Source organism: Pseudomonas aeruginosa, from assembly GCF_001457615.1.
GTDB lineage: Bacteria > Pseudomonadota > Gammaproteobacteria > Pseudomonadales > Pseudomonadaceae > Pseudomonas > Pseudomonas aeruginosa.
Map to the genome: position 1 here is coordinate 2856294 of NZ_LN831024.1, position 20102 is coordinate 2876395.

Sequence of the window (20102 nt, forward strand, 5' to 3'; positions counted from 1 at the left end):
CGGGCCACCGGGAAGGCTGCCTCGCCCGGGCGATTCCCGCCCGGCTTGGGTATCGTTGAATTCCATTCAACGATACGTTCAGTTCTGCCAGGTTATCCGCCGCAGTCCTCTCGCCAATAATCTCCCTTTAGTCCGATGAGAGACTCGCCGCGCCCATGGGGGCGGCGCAGTCGCCGTGCGACTCCATAACCAGAAACCAGAAAAGGCGTGCACCGATGATTACCCTGAACCTCAATGGCAAGGATCATCAGCTCGATGTCACCGAGGATATGCCCTTGCTCTGGGCTATTCGCGACGTCGTCGGCTATACCGGGACCAAGTTCGGCTGCGGCATGGGCCTGTGCGGCTCCTGCACCATCCATATCGACGGCCAGGCCACCCGTTCCTGCATCACGCCGGTGAGCCTGGCGCAGGGCAGGAAGGTCACCACCATCGACCACCTGCACACCGACAAGGTCGGCGAAGTCGTCCAGCAGGCCTGGCTGGACATCGGCGTGGCGCAGTGCGGCTACTGCCAGGGCGGGCAGATCATGTCGGCCACGGCGTTGCTGAAGAGCAACCCCGCGCCCAGCGACGAGCAGATCGAGGCGGCCATGGCCGGCAACATCTGCCGCTGCGGCACCTACAACCGGATCAAGACGGCGATCCACAACGCCTCCGCCAAGTTGCAGGAGGCCAAGGCATGAAGCGCTCGTACCCCGACGATCTGGTCATCGGCAATCTCAGCCGCCGCGGTTTCCTCAAGGGCGTCGGCGCCACCGGCGTGCTGCTGGTGGCTGCCAACTGGGGCTGGCGCGACGCCCTGGCCGCCGAGAAGAAGGCCTTTGGCGCCGACGCCATGCCCCACGGCTGGGTGGACAACCCGAAGATCTACGTGAGCATCGACCGGGACGGCACGGTCGGCATCGTCTGCAACCGCTCGGAAATGGGCCAGGGCGTGCGCACCAGCCTGGCGATGGTGGTGGCCGACGAGCTGGAGGCCGACTGGAGCCGGGTCAAGGTGATCCAGGCGCCCGGCGACGAAGCGCGCTACGGCAACCAGGACACCGATGGCTCGCGCAGCATGCGCCATTGGTTCGAACCCATGCGCCGCTGCGGTGCGGCGGCGCGACAGATGCTCGAACAGGCCGCGGCCAACCAGTGGAAGGTCCCGCTGGGCGAGTGCCGCGCCGAACAGAACAAGGTGCTGCATGCGCCCAGCGGCCGTTCGCTGTCCTTCGGCGAACTGGCCGAGGCCGCCGCGGGTCTCGAAGTGCCGGCGCGCGACAAGCTGCTGCTGAAGAAGCCCGAGCAGTTCCGCTACATCGGCAAGGACGTGGCGCGCGCCATCGACGGCGCCGATATCGTCAATGGCCGCGCCGGCTTCGGCTTCGACGCGCGCTTCGACGACATGCTCTACGCCGTGGTCGCCCGGCCGCCGGTCTACGGCGGCAAGCTCAAGCGCTACGACGCCGCCGCGGCGCTGAAGGTGCCGGGGGTGGTCAAGGTGATCGAGATCGAGGGCCGGCCGATCCCGTCCGAGTTCCAGCCGCTGGGCGGGGTCGCCGTGGTGGCGCAGAACACCTGGGCGGCGATCAAGGGGCGCGAGGCGCTGGTGGTCGAGTGGGACGCCGGGGTCAACGGCGGCTACGACTCGGTGGCCTACCGCAAGCAACTGGAAGAGGCCGCGCGCAAACCGGGCAAGGTGGTGCGCGACAGCGGCGATGCCGCGGCGCTGTTCGCCAAGGGTGGGGATATCGTCGAGGCCGAGTACTACCTGCCGCACCTGGCCCAGGCGCCGATGGAACCGCCGGTCTCCACCGCCTGGTACAAAGACGGCGCCTGCGAGGTCTGGGCCCCGACCCAGGCGCCGCAAGTGACCCGCGAGCGCATCGCCGAGCGCCTGAAACTGCCGTTCGACAAGGTCACGGTCAACGTGACCCTGCTCGGCGGCGGTTTCGGCCGCAAGTCCAAGCCCGACTTCGTGCTGGAAGCGGCGATCCTGGCCAAGGCGTTCCCCGGTCGCCACCTGCGCGTGCAGTGGACCCGCGAGGACGACCTGCATTTCTCCTATTTCCACACGGTCTCGGTGGAGCGCCTGCAGGCCGTGCTCGGCGCCGACGGGCTGCCGCAGGCTTGGCTGCATCGCTCGGTGGCGCCGAGCATCACCGCACTGTTCGGCCCGGACAGCAAGCACCAGGGCGCCTTCGAACTGGGCATGGGCCTGACCAACCTGCCGTTCGCCATCCCCAACGTGCGCCTGGAGAACCCCGAGGCCCCGGCGCACACCCGGGTCGGCTGGTTCCGCTCGGTCTCCAACATTCCCCACGCCTTCGCCATCCAGAGCTTCGTCGGCGAACTGGCGGCGAAGGCCGGCCAGGACCCGAAGGACTACCTGCTCAAGCTGCTCGGCCCGGCGCGGCGAATCGACACCGCCGAACTCGGCGACAGCTGGAACTACGGCGAGTCGCCGGAGCGCTACCCGCTCGATGTCGGCCGCCTGCGCGGGGTGATCGAGGAGGCGGCGCGCCAGTCCGGCTGGGGCGGCGAGCTGCCCAGGGGCAGGGCGCGGGGAATCGCCGCGCACTACAGCTTCGTCACCTACGTGGCGGTGGTGATCGAGGTGGAGGTGAAGGACGACGGCGCGCTGCTGGTGCACAAGGCCACCATCGCCGCCGACTGCGGTCCGCAGATCAACCCCGAGCGCATCCGCTCGCAGCTCGAAGGCGCCTGCGTGATGGGCCTGGGCCTGGCGGCGCTGGGCGAGATCAGCTTCAAGGATGGCAAGGTCCAGCAGGACAACTTCCACCAGTACGAGCTGGCGCGCATGCCGCTGGCGCCCAAGGCGGTGTCGGTGCATCTGCTCAAGCCGGATGGCGACCTGCCGTTGGGCGGGGTCGGCGAGCCCGGCGTGCCGCCGATAGCGCCGGCGCTGTGCAACGCGATCTTCGCCGCCACCGGCAAGCGCATTCGCGAGTTGCCGATCCGCAATCAGTTGCAGGGGTGGCGGAAGGCCTAGGTCCTTCGTCCTGGTCGTCGCCTGCGTGAGTTCGCGCGAGCGCAGGCGATGGATCAGGTTCTACGCGGAAGTCGTTGTCGAAGAAGAGTTTTCCGTGCCGTCGTCCTTCCCTGGCAGAGGCCTGTCGGCGGATAACGCGGGTGGCCTCGTTCGCCCTGCGCAGCGAAGGCGGCAAGCGGACGCCAGGGCGGACAACGGGTAGCGTTATGCGCCGCCTTGTCGTCTCAACTTAAAGTGAATTCTAGTATTTTATTTATCTTATTAATCAATAAGATAAATCGTTTATTAAAAGTATTTTATAAGAAGTGGGGGTCTTCCCAGCCGCTCCAGGGCGCCTGCTTGCCGTCGAAACCGGATTGGCAATTCTCCAGGATCGACGACCCCGCGTCGTCCGTGCGCGAGGCCGTCATGGCGGTTCAGTAGATCGGCAGGTCCGGTTCGGGCAGGGCGACGATGTCGTTCGCCGTCAGCCCCAGCAGGCTCATCAGCGCCGGGTCGCGCAACGGCGACTCGCCGCGTACCGGGCCGAAGATTTGCGCCATGTGCCTGCGCAGGCTGGCCACCCGTTGGCGATCGGCCATCCAGCGGGTGAAATCGTGCACGTCGACGTTCTTCAGCGACTCCAGTGGCGGCAGCCCAGGCGCTTCGCCGACGTCGGCGCGGGCGCGCCAGCCGCCGTAGCTGGACTGGAACTCGGCCGAGCCCAGGTAGGACAGCAGCAGCTTGGCCGTGGCCGGATGACGGGCGGCCTTGAAGATCGCCGCGCGCTGGTTCCAGACGATGAACGGCTCGTCGGTCGGGATGAAGTAGCCGGCCGGCGTATCGCTGTCGGTCGCATAGCCGGTCAGGTTGCCCAGCGAACCGATGGAGTCGGTGCCCACCGAGGCCGCCGGCGCCGCCGTGCCGCGCAGGAAGTTCGGCTTCTGCGCCGCCAGGGCGCGCAGGAAACCGCTGCCGTAGCGCCGTTCCAGCTTGTCGTAGACGTACAGCACCGCATCGTCGTCATGGGGATAGGTCAGCACCAGCTTGCCCTTGAAGGCCGGCTTCAGGTAATCGGCGAAGCGCGTCGGATAGCGCTCCGCTGGCAGCCGGACGGAAGCGTAGGTCGGCACGAAGGCGTTGTTGTAGGCCGTGACATAGGCGCCGTCGGGATCGGCGTAGCCTTTCTTCTGCCGGGCGAAGCCGACCGGCTTGTAGCGCAGCAGCACGTCGCGGGCCTTCCATCTGTCGAAATCGAAGGTGGTTTGCAGCATCGCCACGTCCGGCGTCAGGGTGCCGGCGGCGAGTTCCTGGTCGATGCGCAGGTCGTGGAACTTGGAGAGGTCCACCGTGACGTCCAGGGTCACGCCGGGAAAGCGGCTCTCGAAGGCCGTCTTCAACCAGTCCATCTGGTTCGGCGCGTCGCCGCCGGCCCAGAGCACCACCTTGCCGCCTTCGCCCCGTGCGCGGGCGTAGAGCGAAGCGAGCCTGTCGGTCTCGCCGGGAATGACCAGGGTCGCCCCCACGGTTTCCGGCCCTAGAGCTGGCTTTCGTGGCAATTTTCCCGCCGTTTCGCTGGCGAACGAAGAAGATGCGAAGACCAGAACCCATGCCGCCATCAGCGGCTTCACCCTGTCGATCATGTGCCGTTCCTCTGCTGAAAACGAGCGTCGCCGCTCCCGGTGAGGCCGGCGCGCAGGCGCGCCCCTCATGGATGGGACTGGTCCGCCGCGACGGGCTTCAGCGCCGCGAGGAGACTTCGCGGAAAATCGCGGCAGACTTCTCGTTTCGGCATTCTCGGATGCTTGCGCGGGAACTCCGGGTACGGCCGCGTGGAACCTGCCTAGAAGCCGGCCTTCACCGCCAGCGCCGCGGCGGCCGTCCGCGTGTTCACTTCCAGGGCGCGCAGTAGCGAGGAAACGTGCACGCGCACGGTGAACGGAGAGATCGACAGCGCGCGGCCGATTTCCTTGTTCGACAGGCCATCGGCGATCAGCCGCAGTACCGCTTGCTGCCGTGGGGTCAGGGCGTCCAGGAGGGCGCGTTGCCGACTGCCGGCGCTCGACCCGCCGCGCAGGCGCACCACCGGTTCGCCGCTGCCGAGCGTCTGCAACGCCGTGCCGATCTCCCCGGCCTCCAGGGATTTGCCGAGGTAGCCGTCGGCGCCGGCGGCCAGCACCTCGTCCACCAGACGCGGGTCGTCGAGCATCGAGACGATGACGATTGCGCTGTGCCGATAGGCGCGACGCAAGCGCTCGATGGACTGGGAGGCGGCGAAGCCGGGAAGCAGCAGGTCGAGGACGAAGAGGGCGGGAGGTTCCGGCGAGACGCTCGAGGCCAGGCGCAGCACCTCGTCGAAGCTGCCCGCTTCGCTTACGGCGGCTTGCGGGAGGTAGCGGCGGACGACCCGTCTCAGGCCATCGCGGAACAGGGGATAGTCATCGGCGACGATGACCCGTGCGGGGAGGCTTCTTGTGCTAGGCATTGTCGTCCCGTCCTTGGGGGCGGCCAGGGTACGGCAACCCCTGCATCGACCGGCCGCGGGCCGGCCGGCGAGGGCGCTGCGGGCACCGTTCGATCCGCCGAAAATCCTTTTTCGTCGATCCCTGTCGCGGGGCTCCGCCCCGCATCACAGCGGAATTCTAGCGCCGCTGGCGACACGCATGTCGGGCATTCGTCAGAAAAACAGCAAGCCAGCCCCACGGCGAGCGCGATGGGCTGGTCTATCCTGCTACAACGCCATCGCGCTCGGGAGGACGGCATGGGCTGCCCGCAGGTCTGCGCCGGCGCCACCCTGCAATGCAGCTTCGGGGCGGCGCCGACGGTGCTCAACGTGTTGCCGCAGAACCGCACCCTGACCAGCGGGATGCCGGCGGCGAACATCATGGACCACATCCCGCTGCTGAACATTCCCACCTTCGGTCTCTGCCAGAGTCCGGCCAACCCCGTGGTGGCCGCCGCCACCGCCGCCGCCCTCGGCGTACTGACGCCGATGCCGTGCATTCCCGCCACCGCCAGCCCGTGGATCCCCGGCGGCCCGCCGACCCTGCTGCTGGGCGGGATGCCCGCGCTGGACGCCAATGGCACGCTGATCTGCACCTGGGGCGGGGTGATCAAGATCAGCGTGCCGGGACAGGTGCAGATGCTGATTCCCTGAGCGCCGCCTGGCCGATGCGCGCCTAGGGCTCCGCCAGCCTGGTCCACCACCAGCGCCAGCGCGCCATGGGCCTGCCCTCGCTGTCCAGCGGCCGGCCGTCATCGGCGAACGGCTGGGCGCCGTCCAGTAGCTGGCCGTTCAGGTAGCGTCCGTCGAAGGCCAGTTGGCCATTGCCATGGAAGCGCTGGTAGACCCCGTCGCGCACGCCGTCGCGGTAATGCTCGCGCTCGGCCACCTGGCCGTTGGCGAAATAGTTGAACGCTTCGCCGTGGAGCAGCCCGTTGCGGTAGTGCGCCTTGCGCTGCAACCAGCCTTCCGCGGCATGGAAACTCGCCGGCCCGTGCAGCTTGCCGTCGACGAAGGCGAGTTGCGCGGAGACCTTGCCGTTGGGATGGAACAGGGTGCTGGCGCCGTGCAACTGGCCCTGCCGGTAGCCGAGGCTGGCCTGCGGCCTGTCGTGCTCGTCGATGCGCAACGGGCCTTCCAGGCTGCCGTCGAGCAGGTTGCCGGCGAGATGGCTGTCGCCACGAACCAGGTCGAGCTTGCCGGATGCCGCCATGCGCTTCTCCTCAGTTGACCTTTACCAGGCCGCCCTTGATGGTCAGCATGCCGCCGCCGTCCACCGTCTGTTCGGCGCCGGCCTTGTTGGTCAGGCTGACGCCGGCATCGTTGGTCAGGCTGGTGCCGGCCTTGTTGGTGAGGGAGGTGCCGGCCTGGTTGGTCAGCGACGTCCCGGCCTTGCTGGTCAGCGAGGTGCCAGCCTGGGCGGCGAGGTCGGCGTCGCTCTTCAGGGTCAGGCTGCCGCCGCTCTGCAGGGCGAGGGTGCCGCTGACCTTGATGGTCAGGTTGCCGTCCACCGTCAGCTCGAAGTTGCCGCTGACCTTGTGGCTGTAGTTGCCGCCGGTGCTGTGGGTCTGGTCGGCGCCCACCGTCACCGTGCGCGTGTCCTTCACATCCAGGCTGTCGCTGCCGGTCTGGATGGTCACCGTGCGCTTGCCTTTCTCCAGGGTGACGGTCTCGTCGCCTTCCTTCACCGTGCGGGTGCGTGCGTTCTGCACCGTCAGGGTCTCGTCGTGGCCGATGCTGGCGGTGCTGTCGTTGAGCACGTTGACGTTGAGGTCCTTCTGCGCCTGGAGGAAGACCTCCTCGGCGTCCTTCTTGTCCTCGAAGCGCAGCTCGTTGAAACCGCCGCCGCCCTTCGACGAGTTGGTCTTGATCCCGGACTGCGTCTGGTTGTCCGGCAGCGCGTAGGGCAGGGCGTTGTCGCCGTTGTAGACGCAGCCGGTGACCAGCGGGCGGTCCGGGTCGCCGTCGATGAAGGTGACGATCACTTCCTGGCCGATGCGCGGCACGAACTGCATGCCGAAGCCCTTGCCGCTCCAGGGCAGCACCACGCGCACCCAGCACGACGAGGTCTCGTCGTTCTTGCCGTCGCGGTCCCAGGGGAACTGGAGCTTGATCCGGCCGTACTGGTCGGTCCAGATCTCCTCGCCGGCCTTGCCCACCACCAGGGCGGTCTGGGTGTGCATGCGCGGCTTGGGCGTGACCCGCGCGGGGCGGTAGGCGGTGGCCTTGGGGATCGCCTCGAAGCGGTTGCGGTAGTGCGCGTGACTGGCGTCATGGGTGACCGAGGTCAGCACCCAGTCGATATTCAGCGAATCGTCGTCATGCCCGCTGAGGGTGAACCAGTGGCCGGGCACCAGCCAGCGGCAGTCGCTCTCGCCGATCAGGCGCGTCTCCTGGCTGCGCAGGCCGTCGATGCGTTGCTTGGTCAGGCTGTCGCCCTGGGCCTTGGCGGTGTAGCCGCCGGGGTGCTGGTAGACGCCGGCGGCGCCGGAAACCGCCTCGGCCTGGGAGTACAGCGAGGTGCCCGGGGTGGTGAACTCGTAGTCGGTGGCGCTGTAGGTCCCGGATACCGCCTGGAGGCTGTACTGCGCCGAACGCACGCCCTGCAACTCGCGCACGCCGATTCCTTGGCCCAGGTAGGCCACTTGCGGGCCGTTGGGAATCGGCGGGAAGGCGTCGTTGCTGTCGGCCAGCACCAGGGTGTGCTTGCCGGCGGCATGGGTGAAGAACCAGAAGATGCCGTCTTCCTCCAGCAGCCGCGAGACGAAGGCGAGGTCGCTCTCGCCGTACTGCACGCAGTATTCGCGGGGCTGGTAGCTGCCGCTGAGCTGCAACTGGTAGTCGCTGAAGCCGTGCTGGTCGAAGACCTGGGTGACGATGTCGCTGGTGGCCAGGTTCTGGAACACCCGGTTGTTGCTGGCCAGCGTCAGCCACCAGAGCCAGGGGCGCAACAGCACCTGGTAGCGCTCGGCGCTGGCATCGCCGGGGAGTTGGCGGATCTCCGCGACCAGGCCGTCGAGCGGACGCTGGTCGGCGTCGTTGTGCAGGGTGGCGGTGAGATGGGTGGCCACCGCATTGCTCAACGTCAGCGCGGTGGCGCTGTAGCCGCCGAGCGTCAGGCTGCCCAGCTCGTTCAACGCCTCGCCCCCGGAAAGCGTCTGGGGGTAAAGATCACCCAGGGTGGAGGCGCTGAGGGAGAGGGTGGTATTGGTGTCGGTGGGACGGGGCATTAGTGTGCCTTGTCATGCCAGCCCGAAGGAATGATGAATAACCTCAAGACGACCTTCATCCCGATTTTTCCATCCACGTATAGATCACCGGAAAATGATCGCTCCTCATCGGTTGGCCAAGTATTGTCGAGGAACTCCAGCTTTTCCCAAAAGGCCATCGAATGAGTGGATGTGGATTGGTTGTCCATGTGCTGTACGTTCCAGACCAGAATTTCAGCGCCATAATGGTGACTTGGTCAGAGTTCATAAAGGGGGATGGAGGAGGCTTATTTTGTGGTTATGAAGTGTCAAAAAATAGATATCCCATTACTCGTTTCCTTTTTATTTGAGATGGCGCTAAATTATTCTTAAGGTACTCTCTGTCTTGCTTCCGAAGCTCGAAATCTTGGCGTTAGCACTACATTGCCTTGCGCATCAAAGAGTACCCCGTCTTTATGGTAATTGCCGTCGGCAAATTCTTTCGGTACCGACACCGATGAATTATAGTAATATACATCTATATTGGGGTAGCCCATGCTGTCTCGCATTTTGCTTTTGAATGAAGTAGCAAATTCCGAAAACTCACCCCCTGAGTTACATACGTAGAGCTTGACTCTTCTATGGTTTGCATTTAATCCTGCTACTTTCAGTCTTACTGACAGTTCCCCTGCCGTTAACGCCGGTATGAGCCCGTTCGCAGGAGGGGTGCTCAGGCTGAATATGTAGTCTGAGATGCCTTCGTAACCATGAGCAATCACGTACAGCGTATCGTCATTGTTTATGATATTTAATGGCTTCATGTGCTTAGTGTTGTAAAATAATAGCTTCGGTGGTTCTCTGCCGCGAGGATCCTTTGCCACTTGGGATGCCCAAAGCGTACCCATGGATAGTAGTTCGTTATTGCTTTCTTCGCTTGTGAATGGCACGAATAAATAGTTCATATAGACTCCTCAAATAGGGTCCTACTCCAACACCCACTCCGCCAACTTCCCCGTCACCTGCGCCATCAGCACGTTCTCGATATCCCGCGCGCCCGCCGCGCTGCACTTGGCGAGCACGGCCTTGACGATGGCCGGGTCGAAGTCGAACTGTTTGCCGGTAGCGGCCTTGTAGCGTTCCCGCAGTTTTTCCAGCTTGGCCACGACGATGCCTTCCAGGGTGGCTTCCTCCAGCGGCCGGTAAGGCACCACGGTCATGCGCGCGAGGAACGCCGGGCGGAAGGTTTGCAGCAGGACTTTGCGCAGGCGCTCGTCGAAGGCCGGGGTGGCGACCTGTTCGGCCGGGCTGTCCAGCAGCAGTTCGGCGCCGACGTTGCTGGTGGCGAGGATCACGGTGTTCCTGAAGTCCACCACCAGGCCGGTGCCGTCTTCCATCACGCCCTTGTCGAACACGTTGTAGAAGGCTTCCAGCACGTCCGGATGGGCTTTCTCGATCTCGTCCAGCAGCACCACCGAATAGGGCTTGCGGCGCACCGCTTCGGTGAGCACGCCACCGCTGCCGTAGCCGACGTAGCCGGGCGGGGCGCCCTTGAGCTGGCTGACGGTGTGGGCCTCCTGGTACTCGGAGAGGTTGATGCTGATCAGGTTGCGTTCGCCGCCGTAAAGGGCGTCGGCCAGGGCGTAGGCGGTCTCGGTCTTGCCCACGCCGGTGGGGCCGGGCAGGAGGAATACGCCGACCGGCTTGGCCGGGTCGCTGAGTCCGGCGCGATAGGCCTGGATGCGCTGGGCGATGGCGCCCAGGGCGGCCTCCTGGCCCATCACCCGCTGGCCCATTCGTTGCGCCAGGGAACGGATGGCGTGGGCTTCGTCGGCGAGCATCTTGCCCACCGGGATGCCGGTCCAGCCGGCGATCACCGCGGCCACGGTACGCGAGTCCACCTGCTCGGGAACCAGCGGGTCGTCCTGGCGGATGGCTTCGAGGCCGGCCGCCAGGCGCGCCAGTTCGGCGGCCAGGTGGTCGATGCGACCGTCCAGTTCCTCGTCGGGCTTGGCCGCGTCGGCGCTTTCGCTGAGGGCCAGCAGTTCGCGGCGGATGTCGAGCAGTTCGCGCACCGCTTCGCGTTCCTCGTCCCAGCGGGTCTCCAGCTCGCGGATGGTCCGGCGGTTATCGCCCGACTCGCTTTCCAGGGCGGTGATACGCGCGCTGTGGTCGAGGCCGGTGGCCTGTTCCCGGCGCAGCCGCTGCAATTCCTCTTCCAGCGCCTGCTCGCGATGGCGCAGGCTTTCCAGCGGCGGCGGCACGTCGTGCTGGCCGAGGGCGACCCGCGCGCAGGCGGTGTCGAGCACGCTGATCGCCTTGTCCGGCAACTGGCGGCCGGAGATGTAGCGATGCGACAGCTTCACCGCATCGACGATGGCCGCGTCCATGATCTGCACGCCGTGATGCAGTTCCAGCTTGCCGGCGACGCCGCGCAGCATCTCCACGGCGGTGGCCTCGTCCGGCTCCTCGACCTGGACCAGCTGGAAGCGCCGGGTCAGCGCCGGGTCCTTCTCGAAGTATTTCTTGTATTCCAGCCAGGTGGTGGCCGCCAGGGTGCGCAACTCGCCGCGCGCCAGGGCCGGCTTGAGCAGGTTGGCGGCGTCGCTGCCGCCTTCCGCGCCGCCGGCGCCGATCAGCGTGTGCGCCTCGTCGATGAACAGGATGATCGGCTGCGCGCTGTTGCGCACGGCGTCGATCACGCCCTTGAGGCGCTGCTCGAACTCGCCCTTCATGCTGGCGCCGGCCTGCAACAGGCCGAGGTCGAGCACCCGCAGGATCACCTCCTGCAACGACGGCGGCACCTCGCCGGCGGCGATGCGCAGGGCCAGGCCCTCGACCACCGCGGTCTTGCCGACGCCCGGCGCGCCGACCAGGATCGGGTTGTTCTGCCGCCGGCGCAGGAGGATGTCGACGCACTGGCGGATCTCCCCGTCGCGCCCGACTATGGGGTCGATGCGCCCGGCGCGGGCTTCGGCGGTGAGGTCCTGGGTGTACTGGTCGAGCAGCGGGTCCGGGGCGCTTTCCGGCTTGTCGCCGCCTGCCGCCGGGCGGTTCGGCGCGGGCGGCTGTTCGCGGGAGGCCTGGATCCACTCCAGCAGGTTGGCCTGCAAGGCCTCGTGGGGAATCCGCAGCAGCGACGACGCGCTGTTCAGCAACAGGGCGCGGCGCTCCTCGCGGTCGAGCAGGGCGAGCAGCAGCAGGCCGGAACGGATCTGCGCCTGGCCGAGCACGCTGGCGTGGACCACGGCGTCCTCGAGCAGGCCGATGGTGTGCGCGGACAGCGCCGGAGTGCGGGTATTGCCGGCCTTGAACAGCTCCAGCGACAGGTTGATCTCGGCGACCAGGGCGTCGCGCTCCAGGCCGAAGCGCGGCAGCAGGCAGGCGAAGTCGCCGCCGTCGATGTCCAGCAGCTCCAGCAGCAGGTGCTCGATCTCTACGTAATGATGGGTGCGTTGCAGGCAGCGTTGCGCGGCGCGCTCCAGGGAGCGGCGACAGTCCGGGTTGAGGCGGCCGATCAGGGCGGCGAGTTCCATTTCAGGCTACCTCCGGCTGCCGCAGGTCAAGATCGATGCGCTGCCGCTGGCCGTCTTCGACGCGCCGCAGGCCGGTGTTCCAGCTCAGCCTGGGCGGTGCACCGCGCTCCAGGCGCAGCGGCGCGCCGCCGCTCACCAGCAGGCTCAGGCGACAATCCAGGTCGGGGCCGAAGTACAGCGCGGCGAGGCTGGCCAACTGGCCATGGGCGTCGCCGTCGGGGAAGAAGCGGGCGGCTTCGCGGGCATCCAGCGGACCGAGACTGAGGGCGATGCCGGCGTGCTCGTCCCAGGTGCGCGTGCCGGCTATGGCGTCGCGACCCAGGCGCAGGTTGCGTCCGCCGCGTTGCAGCCGGCTGCGGCTGGCCGCGGGGATTTCCTTCCAGGCGCCCTGGTAGGCGTCCAGCCGTGCCTCCACGCCGAAGTGCTGGCGCACCAGGCCGGCGAAGCCGGCCAGGGAGCGACGCCCGCCGGCGAACAGCGCGGTGCGTGCCAGCACCGCGCTGTCCGGCAGCGCCAGGCGCTCTTGCAGGGCTTTCGGCAACAGGCCGCTGAGGGCGCGTAGCTGCGCCTGCACCGGGGTCGCCGCCGGCACCGCGAAACCGAGCGCCACGCGATGCTTGCGCAGTACCCGGTAGAGCAGGCTGAGCAGGCGGTGCTGGAACAGGTCGAGGAACTCGGCGGGGGCATGGTCCTTCTGCCGGGCACGCTGTTGCAGCCATTCCTGGTAGGCATAGGGCAACGGGCCGTCGGGGCCGCCGAGGCCGAACACCGGGGTGGACAGCACCGGTTGCTGCGGGTCGTCGAGCAGGCTTTCCACCTCGCTCGAGGCGAACAGCGGCAACAGCGGCCCGCGCAGGCGCAGGGCCTCCGCCCGCGGCGCGTTGCCGGTGCCCAGCGGCAACGCCTGGGGACGCTCGCGTTCGAGCAGCAGCAGCGCCTGCAACAGTTCGAAGCGCTGCGGCGTGCGGCGCAGCCGCTGACTCAGAGGGAGAGCGGCGAGCCGGCCTGGGGTTGCCATGTCTTCACCTCCTTGTCGGCTTCCACCAGGACCGTGCGCACGAAGCGGTTGGCGGTGGCATACAGCGAGAAGAACTGCGCCAGCACGGCGGAGAACAGCACGCCGCTGGCGCCGACGAAGTGCTGCGGATCGAGTCGCAGGCGGATTTCCAGGCCATTGCGCCAGCCGCGCCAGGCATCCTCGCCGACGTGCGCCACCACCCGCTGGCAGTCGAGTTGCCTCAGCCCTTCTATCTGCCGGCGGGCGCTGGCGTCGTCGCGCAGGTTGTGCAGGGCGAGGATTTCCCGCAGGGCTTCGAGGGCGCGCGGGCCTTCCACCAGCGAGAGGTGGTTGAGGGTCAGCTGCGAGACCAGTCTCCAGCGCGACTGGCCGTCCAGGCGCGGCTGGCTCTGCGCGCTGGGCGCGTTGCGCAGGCGTGCGGCGGCGACCGGCCCGGGCCGTTCGAAGCCCAGCGCGGTGCCGGCACCCAGGCGCTCGGCCAGATAGCGATTGGTGCATAGCAGCTCGGCGGTCAGGCTGAAGGCCGGGGCTTCGCGTAACGGGTCGAAGCCGGTATCCACCAGGCTCAGCAGCAGGTCGCTGCCCAGCCGGTTCGGGGTCAGCCCGGCGATGCGCCGGGCGTGCCAGTAGAGCGTGCCGAGGTGGCTGTCGTGGCGGCAGCCATAGTAGGCCGGGACTGGCTGCACGGTGCTCCCGGCAACCGAGCGCACGGCGCGGATGCTATGGATTTCCACGCTGTTCTCGCGGTGACTGTCGGCGACCAGGCGGTACTCGCTGCGGGTGCCGTCCGGGCGCAGCGGCTCCGAGGTCCGCGGAAAGAGGTTGATCGCCGGCGCGCAGCCGAGCTGGAAGTCTTCCGCCTGCAAATGCAGGCGTGCCGTCGGTGCGCGATCGAAGACCAGGTACAGGTAGAGCGTCTGTCCGTCGGCGAGCGCGCCGGACAGTGGCAGGTCGAAGAAGTGGAACTTGTCGGGGAAGGCGAAGTACTCGGCGAGCAGGCGCAGGCCCGGATGTCCGCCGTCTTCCTCCGGCAGCAGCGCCTCGTCGGCGGCGAAGCCGACGATCTCCGGCAGTCCGCGGAGCGCCGCCGGCGGCGTGCCGGGCGCCCCCGCCATGACCTGCACGGTATGCGCGGCGAGCAGGTCGTAGAGGATCGCGCAGCCCATCGGCGAAGCCGCCAGGTGGATGCGCAGGCGCTCGATCGACAGTTCGTCCCAGCGGTACTCGCCCAGGCAGCGCAGGCTCAGGCGCAACGCCGAGCGGGCGGCGACGACTCCGGTCAGGGCTTGCGCCTCCTCGCCGCCGAGGAGGTTCGCCTCGTCGATCGCCAGCGGCCACAGGGTCGCCTCGGCGCTGCTGCGGAAATGCACGCTGTCGCCGCCACGGGTGGTGACGAACAGCGCGGTGTCGCGCGGCAGCCGGTAGCCCTCGGCGAGGCTGCCCTGGGTCGGGTCCGGTTCGAACTGGACGATCGCGCAGGACGGCAGCGGGCGCAGCGCCAGGGGGTAGAGCTGTTCGAGGAGGGCGTCGCTGAACTCTGCGTAGTCGTCGTCGAGGCGCCGTTGCAGGCGCGCGGTGAGCAGCGAGAAGCCTTCCAGCAGACGCTCGACGTGCGGGTCGGGGCATTCGCCGGGGGCCAGTTGCAGGCGCCGGGCGACCTTCGGATAGCGCTCGGCGAAGGCGCCGCCGGCATGCCGCAGCCAGGTCAGCTCGCGCTGGTAGTAGTCGAGCAGGTCGGCATCAATCGAATCGCTCATGGCGCACCTCGAGGCCATCGCTGCCCTGTTCGATGACGAATAGCGCAGGCATCAGGCGCGACCCGCTGCGCAGGCGGCCACCGAGCTGGATACGCAGGCGCTGCGGATTGCCCGGGTCAGGTTCGACCTCGACCTCGGCCAGTTGCAGGCGCGGCTCGAAATGCTCGACCGCCGCCCGCACCTCGCGCGCCAGCTGGCGCCGGTCCTCGGCGCGCAGGCGTTGCACGGCGGTCCAGTCGGCGAGCCCGTAGGCGAGGATGCCGCTGCGCGCATTCGCCGGGCGCCGTGTGTTGAGCAGGCGCAGCAGCTCGCCGCGGACCGACTCGGCCAGCGCCCGGTCGTCGAACGCGGGACGTTCGTCGGCCTCGGCGCTGAGGCGCTCGAACAGCGGCGGCAGGGCTCCGGACATGTCGGCGCCCGGTCACTTGACCAGCTGGTTGGCGGCCAGGTCCCAGGTCGAGGCGGCCGTGCCTTCCTTGGTGCCGTCGTCCTTCTGCGCGGTCAGCTCCCACTTGATCTTGGTGAAGTTCAGCGACAGGGTCTCCACCGGCTTGCCGCCGGCGCCGCCGCTGACGCTGACGTTGGAGAGCACCACGTTGTTCAGGGTGTAGACGATGAAGGGCATGATCTGCCCGTTGCCCTCGGCGGCGTTGCGGCCGATGGTGATGGTCGCCTCGGCGATCGGCTTGCCGGCGCAGCAATACTCGTTGAGGGTCGGGGTCGAGGTGTCGATGAACTTGGTGAGGGTGAATTCGCCGACGTGGGGTTTGCCGGAGGTGCGCTCCGAGTTGCTGACGTCGTTGGTGACCTGCATCGCCACGTTGTGGCTGTAGGACATGATTTCGATCTTGTTTTCGTAGCCGACGAGCAGGCTGTCGCCTTTGATGTCGCTGCCGAAATCGAGAATGATCGCATCCATCGCATCTGACTCCTGGAGAGGGGCTGTCTGGAACGGGAAGGGCGCCCCGCCGGCGCTGCCGGCGGGGGCGGACTCACGCCGCTACCGGCGGCGGCAGGTTGGCGACCAGGCGGATCGACGCGCTGAGTTCCTCGAGCTGGAAGTGCGGCCGGAGGAACACCGTGGCGCGGTAGGCCCCCGGTTTGCCGGCCACCTCGCTGACATCCACCCGCGCCTCGCGCAGCGGGTACTGCGCCTTGATTTCCTGCGGTGCGTTGTCGTTGATCAGCACGTAGTCGGCGATCCAGTTGTTCAGGTAGGTCTGCACGTTGTCGCGGGTCATGAAGCTGCCGACCTTGTCGCGCATGATCACCTTCAGGTAGTGGGCGAAGCGCGATGCCGCCAGCACGTACGGCAGCATCGCCGACAGGCGCGCGTTGGCGTTGGCCTCGTTGGTGTTGTAGAGCCTGGCCTTGTTGGTGGTCTGGCCGCCGAAGAACACCGCCACGTCGCTGTTCTTCTTGTGGCACAGGGAAATGAAGCCGAGATCGTTGAGTTCCTTCTCGCGGCGGTCGGTGATCGCCACCTCGGTCGGGCACTTCAGCGACAGGTCGCCGGAGCTGGTGCGGAACGTGTGCGCCGGTAGGCCCTCGACCGCGCCGCCGCCTTCCGCGCCGCGGATCGCCGCGCACCAGCCGTACTTGGCGAAGGCCTCGGTGATGCGCTGCGCCAGGACCCAGGCGGCGTTGCCCCAGAGGTACTTGGAGTGGTCGGTGCCGTTGACGTCCTCGACATAGTTCATGCCTTCCACCGGTCGCGTCTCCGGGCCGTAGGGCAGGCGCAAGAGGAAGTTCGGCAGCACCAGCGACACGTAGCGCGAGTCCTCGCTCTCGCGGAAGGCGCGCCACTTGATCAGCTCCAGGCTCTCGAAGATCTTGGTCAGGTCGCGTGGCACGGCCAGTTCGGTGAAGCTGTTCATGTCGAACAGGCGTGGGCTGGCGGCGGCGATGAACGGCGCGTGGGCAGCCGCGGCGACGTTCGACAGCTTCTCCAGCAGGCCGATGTCCTGCGGATGGCGACCGAAGGTGAAGTCGCCGATCAGCAGGCTGAAGGGGTGTCCGCCGAAGGTGCCGTATTCCTCTTCGTAGATCTTCTTGAACAGTGCGCTCTGGTCGAATTCGACCGCCTTCTCCAGGTCGTTCTGCAGTTCGTTCTTGCCGACGTTCAGCAGGCGCAGCTTGAGCCGCGCGCTGGTCTCGGTGTTGCTCACCAGTTGGTGCAGGCCGCGCCAGGAGGCTTCCAGCTTCTGCAACTCGGGGTGGTGGATGATCTGGTTGAGCTGGTCGCTGATCAGCGCATCGATCTGGCTGATGCGGTCGTTGATCATCGCCACGGTGTCCTTGTCGACGGCCATGCCCTCGTCGAGGACCTGGGTGGCGAATTCCGCGAGCATGTCGCGGGCATAGTCCTGCTGGCTGTCGTCGTGGGCCATGCGGCCCTTGGCGATGATCTCGTCGAGCAGGGACAGGGTCTGGGTCGAACTCTCGCCGGATTGTTCGGCGGCGGATGACTTGGGCATGGCGGCTTCTCCGGGAAGAGGGTCAGGCCGGCTGGTCGGCCGGGGGTTCGCTGTCGCCGGCCGGGGCCGCTTCGGCTTCCGGGCGGGCCGCTTTGATTTCCTGCAGGCCTTCGGTGTTGGCCACCACGTCCTGCAGCAACTGGTCGAGGTCGTCGTTGCCGTCGAGCTTGGTCAGCAGGTCGCGCAGGCGCTGGCGCGCTTCGAACAGGCGACGCAACGGGACCACCTGCTTCACCAGGTTGACCGGGTCGAAGTCCTCGATGTGGTTGAAGCGCAGCTCGACGTTCAGCTTGCTGTCGTCGCCGCTGATGGTGTTGTCGACCTGCAGGGTGGCGCGGGGAGAGATGGAGGAGAGGATCTCGTTGAAGTTGTCGCGGTCGATGTCGACGAAACGCCGTTCGACCAGCTTCGCCGGCGGGGTATCCGGCTTGCCGGAGAGGTCGGCGAGGATGCCGACCACCAGGGGCAGCTCCTTCTTCTCGATGGCGTTGCCGATCTCGACGTCGTAGGTGATCTGCACGCGCGGCGGGCGCACCCGGTCCAGCTTGTGCTGCGTACTCTCGGCCATGGCGGCTGACTCCGATGCAATGGTGGGGGAGCAATGCATCGGGCGGATGCCCTGATCATCGCAGTCCCTTGCTGGATCACAGGCATGACAGGGAAAACGGCGCAGAACCTGTCCTTGGCGATCCCTCTGGTCCGTCACTGGCGACGAACTACAAAAGACGCTAGAACAGGTCTATGGATTTGCAAAATAAAATTTTCGTTGGACTCCCATGAAGCACGGATGTTTCACCATATGTCGGAAATTCTCCCTGGCGCTGGCGATCCTGGCGCTGGCCGGCTGCTCGTATTTCTTCGCGCCGCGGGTCGAGTTGCAGCGGCTGACCCTGGATGTCGCCGCGCGCGCCAACGACGACTCGCCGATCGCCGTGGATTTCGTCGCGGTGAAGGATGCGGAGCTGTTCAAGGAACTGGCCGGACTGCCGGCCAGCCAGTGGTTCGCCAATCGCGAGCAGTACCGCCGCGACTACCGGCAGCAGTTCGCGGTATGGAGCCTGGAGCTGGTCCCGGGGCAGTTCATCGAGTCGGAGTCCTTCCCCTTGCGCGGCGACCGCGCAACTGGACTTTTGGTCTTCGCCGGCTATAACACACCCGGCGCGCACCGCTTGCGCCTCGACCAGCAGCAGCGCGTCTGGCTGCGTCTGGATACCCGGGAAATGCGACTGGTCAACGATCCCGCCACGCGTTAGCGGAGGGGCAGGCGAGCGACCGTCGTGCACGACAACGTAGGACGTCGAAGGGGAGTCGTATGAGTGTTCTGCCTGACGCGGTGTGCTGGCACGAAGGGATGCAACTGCTTCCCCAGCATTTCCAGTTGCAGGGATTGCGTGCCGAGGCGCTGGCGGCGCGCATAGGACAGGCCTGCAACCCTTGGTTCTGGGGAGTGACCGCCCTGGAACTGGACCCCTCGGCGTTGTGCGCCGGCCAAGTGCGGGTCCTGCACCTCGAAGCGATCCTGCCCGACGGCCTGCCGGTGAGCGTGCAGGCTGGTGTCGACGCGCCGCTGGAGTTCGATCTGGAGACAGCGCTGGCGGCCGCCGAAGGGCCGCTGCTGAACGTCCACCTGGCGGTCAGTCCGCTGTGGCGGGCGGGTCAGTTGCTGCCGCTGAAGGGCCGTCTGCAATCGCGGGTCGGCGCGCCGCTGCCGGACCTGGCCAGCGGCGAGCACCCCGAGCCGATCACCGTCTGGCGAGCGTCGCTGCGGCTGGTCGGCGACGACGGCAAGGCCGACTCCGTGTGCCTGCCGTTGCTGCGCGTGGCGAAGGAGGGCGGCGCCTATGTCAGCCTGCCCTACGTCCCGCCGACGCCACTGATCCTGCCGGAGTCGCCCCTGGGCAGACGCGTGCAGTCGCTTTGCGCGCGGGCCCGGGAGAAGGCGCTGTTCCTCGGCGGGCGCCTGCGCCTGGCGCAGCAGGCGGGCAACCAGGACGACGCGGTGGAAATCCGTCGCCAGCTTGCCGCGCTCTGGACCCGCCTGCCGGAGGTCGAAGGCCTGCTGGCAAGCCGTACGGCCTCGCCGCTGGCCCTGCACGGCAGCCTGCTGGGCCTGGCCGGTGCCTGGGCGGCGCTCGATCCGCTGGCCGGCGTGCCGGCCTTCGAAGCGCTCGACTTCCTCGACCTGCGGCGTGGCTACGAGCCGCTGCTGGACTGGCTGGAGCGGGCCATCGAGTCGATCCGCGCGGGCTACCGCTGCCTGCCGTTCGAGCAGGAGGAACAGGTATTTTCCGTGCGCCTGCCCGATCCGGCGCCGCGTCAGCGCCTGGTGGTCGGCCTGCGGATGCCCGCCGGCGCCGGCGAACAGGCGGCGGCTGACTGGCTGGAGCGCGCCATCGTCGCCTCCGACCCGCACCTGCCGTTGCTCGCCCGGCAACGCATGAGCGGGCTGCCGCGGCAGCCGATGAATCGCCAGGAACAGGTGGCCTACAGCGTTGGCGACGACACCCGTTTGTTCGTCGTGCAGGGTGCCGGCGACTGGTTCGATGCCGGCCAGCCGCTGCGCATCGTCGCGCCGGTCAGCGGGGTCGCCAGCAGTCCCTGGCAGATCGTGCTGTTCGTCGCCGACGGCAGCGACAACACCTAGACAGG

Annotated in this window: 18 protein-coding genes; 5 read left to right on the forward strand and 13 right to left on the reverse strand. The window is 67.3% G+C overall.

The genetic code is table 11. From position 1 onward, the window contains the following. The first annotated feature begins 215 nt into the window (after nucleotides 1–215). Both AT700_RS13110 and AT700_RS13115 read left to right on the forward strand, forming a co-directional pair. The gene (locus tag AT700_RS13110) at nucleotides 216–686 is read left to right on the forward strand and encodes a (2Fe-2S)-binding protein (protein WP_003089521.1); all 471 of its coding nucleotides are present in this window, start codon (nucleotides 216–218) and stop codon (nucleotides 684–686) included. After that, on the forward strand, nucleotides 683–2998 hold the full coding sequence (locus AT700_RS13115) for a xanthine dehydrogenase family protein molybdopterin-binding subunit (protein ID WP_003114512.1): 2316 nt from the start codon (nucleotides 683–685) through the stop codon (nucleotides 2996–2998). Before AT700_RS13110 ends, AT700_RS13115 begins: the two co-directional genes overlap by 4 nt. A 416-nt stretch (nucleotides 2999–3414) precedes the next feature. Here the strand turns inward: AT700_RS13115 and AT700_RS13120 are convergent, their stop codons facing one another. Both AT700_RS13120 and AT700_RS13125 read right to left on the reverse strand, forming a co-directional pair. Next, entirely contained in the window at nucleotides 3415–4620 is a 1206-nt protein-coding gene (locus AT700_RS13120) for an ABC transporter substrate-binding protein (RefSeq protein ID WP_169787788.1), read from the reverse strand. 200 nt (nucleotides 4621–4820) lie between these two features. Continuing rightward, nucleotides 4821–5462 (reverse strand): LuxR C-terminal-related transcriptional regulator, encoded by a 642-nt coding sequence (locus AT700_RS13125; RefSeq protein WP_003110901.1) that lies wholly within the window; start codon nucleotides 5460–5462, stop codon nucleotides 4821–4823. Between the two features lie 276 nt (nucleotides 5463–5738). On the opposite strand from AT700_RS13125, the gene AT700_RS13130 reads away from it, so the two are divergent. Further along, complete coding sequence (locus AT700_RS13130; protein WP_003089513.1) at nucleotides 5739–6134, forward strand: DUF4280 domain-containing protein; 396 nt, start codon at nucleotides 5739–5741, stop codon at nucleotides 6132–6134. 22 nt (nucleotides 6135–6156) lie between these two features. Here the strand turns inward: AT700_RS13130 and AT700_RS13135 are convergent, their stop codons facing one another. From AT700_RS13135 to tssB, 11 genes are all read right to left on the reverse strand, one after another. Then, on the reverse strand, nucleotides 6157–6693 hold the full coding sequence (locus tag AT700_RS13135) for a toxin-antitoxin system YwqK family antitoxin (protein ID WP_003104933.1): 537 nt from the start codon (nucleotides 6691–6693) through the stop codon (nucleotides 6157–6159). 10 nt (nucleotides 6694–6703) lie between these two features. Continuing rightward, nucleotides 6704–8710 (reverse strand): type VI secretion system tip protein VgrG, encoded by a 2007-nt coding sequence (tssI, locus tag AT700_RS13140; RefSeq protein ID WP_003122692.1) that lies wholly within the window; start codon nucleotides 8708–8710, stop codon nucleotides 6704–6706. After that, nucleotides 8710–8898, reverse strand: coding sequence for a hypothetical protein (locus AT700_RS13145; protein WP_003104930.1), 189 nt, complete (start codon nucleotides 8896–8898; stop codon nucleotides 8710–8712). Before AT700_RS13145 ends, tssI begins: the two co-directional genes overlap by 1 nt. Before the next feature lie 159 nt (nucleotides 8899–9057). Then, complete coding sequence (locus AT700_RS13150) at nucleotides 9058–9630, reverse strand: hypothetical protein (protein ID WP_003122693.1); 573 nt, start codon at nucleotides 9628–9630, stop codon at nucleotides 9058–9060. A gap of 21 nt (nucleotides 9631–9651) precedes the next feature. After that, the gene (gene tssH / locus AT700_RS13155) at nucleotides 9652–12201 is read right to left on the reverse strand and encodes a type VI secretion system ATPase TssH (protein ID WP_048521090.1); all 2550 of its coding nucleotides are present in this window, start codon (nucleotides 12199–12201) and stop codon (nucleotides 9652–9654) included. A 1-nt stretch (nucleotide 12202) separates the two neighbouring features. Further along, entirely contained in the window at nucleotides 12203–13219 is a 1017-nt protein-coding gene (tssG, locus tag AT700_RS13160) for a type VI secretion system baseplate subunit TssG (protein WP_003114517.1), read from the reverse strand. Next, nucleotides 13183–14976: a type VI secretion system baseplate subunit TssF gene (gene tssF / locus AT700_RS13165; protein WP_023096719.1), complete on the reverse strand. Its 1794-nt coding sequence runs from the start codon at nucleotides 14974–14976 to the stop codon at nucleotides 13183–13185. The genes tssG and tssF overlap by 37 nt, the downstream gene beginning before the upstream one ends. After that, a complete protein-coding gene (tssE, locus tag AT700_RS13170; RefSeq protein WP_031632859.1) occupies nucleotides 14960–15385 on the reverse strand; it encodes a type VI secretion system baseplate subunit TssE in 426 nt (141 codons plus the stop codon). Before tssE ends, tssF begins: the two co-directional genes overlap by 17 nt. Nucleotides 15386–15397: 12 nt before the next feature. After that, nucleotides 15398–15895 (reverse strand): Hcp family type VI secretion system effector, encoded by a 498-nt coding sequence (locus tag AT700_RS13175; protein WP_003089495.1) that lies wholly within the window; start codon nucleotides 15893–15895, stop codon nucleotides 15398–15400. Nucleotides 15896–15968: 73 nt separating this feature from the next. Beyond that, a complete protein-coding gene (tssC, locus tag AT700_RS13180; RefSeq protein WP_003089494.1) occupies nucleotides 15969–17453 on the reverse strand; it encodes a type VI secretion system contractile sheath large subunit in 1485 nt (494 codons plus the stop codon). Between the two features lie 22 nt (nucleotides 17454–17475). Continuing rightward, nucleotides 17476–18021, reverse strand: a complete 546-nt coding sequence (gene tssB / locus AT700_RS13185) for a type VI secretion system contractile sheath small subunit (RefSeq protein ID WP_003089493.1) — start codon at nucleotides 18019–18021, stop codon at nucleotides 17476–17478. Nucleotides 18022–18229: 208 nt separating this feature from the next. Between tssB and AT700_RS13190 the strand changes: the two genes are divergently transcribed. Then, the gene (locus tag AT700_RS13190; RefSeq protein WP_003104701.1) at nucleotides 18230–18706 is read left to right on the forward strand and encodes a hypothetical protein; all 477 of its coding nucleotides are present in this window, start codon (nucleotides 18230–18232) and stop codon (nucleotides 18704–18706) included. Between the two features lie 59 nt (nucleotides 18707–18765). Further along, nucleotides 18766–20097, forward strand: coding sequence for a type VI secretion system baseplate subunit TssK (tssK, locus tag AT700_RS13195; protein WP_003124583.1), 1332 nt, complete (start codon nucleotides 18766–18768; stop codon nucleotides 20095–20097). The last annotated feature ends 5 nt before the right edge of the window (nucleotides 20098–20102 follow it).

Bases quoted from the DNA above. Each gene is read 5' to 3' on its own strand.
- tssI (WP_003122692.1), bottom strand. From the start codon at position 8,710: ATGCCCCGTCCCACCGACACCAATACCACCCTCTCCCTCAGCGCCTCC.
- tssK (WP_003124583.1), top strand. From the start codon at position 18,766: ATGAGTGTTCTGCCTGACGCGGTGTGCTGGCACGAAGGGATGCAACTG.
- tssB (WP_003089493.1), bottom strand. From the start codon at position 18,021: ATGGCCGAGAGTACGCAGCACAAGCTGGACCGGGTGCGCCCGCCGCGC.
- AT700_RS13145 (WP_003104930.1), bottom strand. From the start codon at position 8,898: ATGGACAACCAATCCACATCCACTCATTCGATGGCCTTTTGGGAAAAG.
- AT700_RS13190 (WP_003104701.1), top strand. From the start codon at position 18,230: ATGAAGCACGGATGTTTCACCATATGTCGGAAATTCTCCCTGGCGCTG.
- AT700_RS13110 (WP_003089521.1), top strand. From the start codon at position 216: ATGATTACCCTGAACCTCAATGGCAAGGATCATCAGCTCGATGTCACC.
- AT700_RS13175 (WP_003089495.1), bottom strand. From the start codon at position 15,895: ATGGATGCGATCATTCTCGATTTCGGCAGCGACATCAAAGGCGACAGC.
- AT700_RS13125 (WP_003110901.1), bottom strand. From the start codon at position 5,462: ATGCCTAGCACAAGAAGCCTCCCCGCACGGGTCATCGTCGCCGATGAC.
- AT700_RS13115 (WP_003114512.1), top strand. From the start codon at position 683: ATGAAGCGCTCGTACCCCGACGATCTGGTCATCGGCAATCTCAGCCGC.
- tssF (WP_023096719.1), bottom strand. From the start codon at position 14,976: ATGAGCGATTCGATTGATGCCGACCTGCTCGACTACTACCAGCGCGAG.
- tssE (WP_031632859.1), bottom strand. From the start codon at position 15,385: ATGTCCGGAGCCCTGCCGCCGCTGTTCGAGCGCCTCAGCGCCGAGGCC.
- AT700_RS13130 (WP_003089513.1), top strand. From the start codon at position 5,739: ATGGGCTGCCCGCAGGTCTGCGCCGGCGCCACCCTGCAATGCAGCTTC.
- AT700_RS13150 (WP_003122693.1), bottom strand. From the start codon at position 9,630: ATGAACTATTTATTCGTGCCATTCACAAGCGAAGAAAGCAATAACGAA.
- tssH (WP_048521090.1), bottom strand. From the start codon at position 12,201: ATGGAACTCGCCGCCCTGATCGGCCGCCTCAACCCGGACTGTCGCCGC.
- tssG (WP_003114517.1), bottom strand. From the start codon at position 13,219: ATGGCAACCCCAGGCCGGCTCGCCGCTCTCCCTCTGAGTCAGCGGCTG.
- AT700_RS13120 (WP_169787788.1), bottom strand. From the start codon at position 4,620: ATGATCGACAGGGTGAAGCCGCTGATGGCGGCATGGGTTCTGGTCTTC.
- tssC (WP_003089494.1), bottom strand. From the start codon at position 17,453: ATGCCCAAGTCATCCGCCGCCGAACAATCCGGCGAGAGTTCGACCCAG.
- AT700_RS13135 (WP_003104933.1), bottom strand. From the start codon at position 6,693: ATGGCGGCATCCGGCAAGCTCGACCTGGTTCGTGGCGACAGCCATCTC.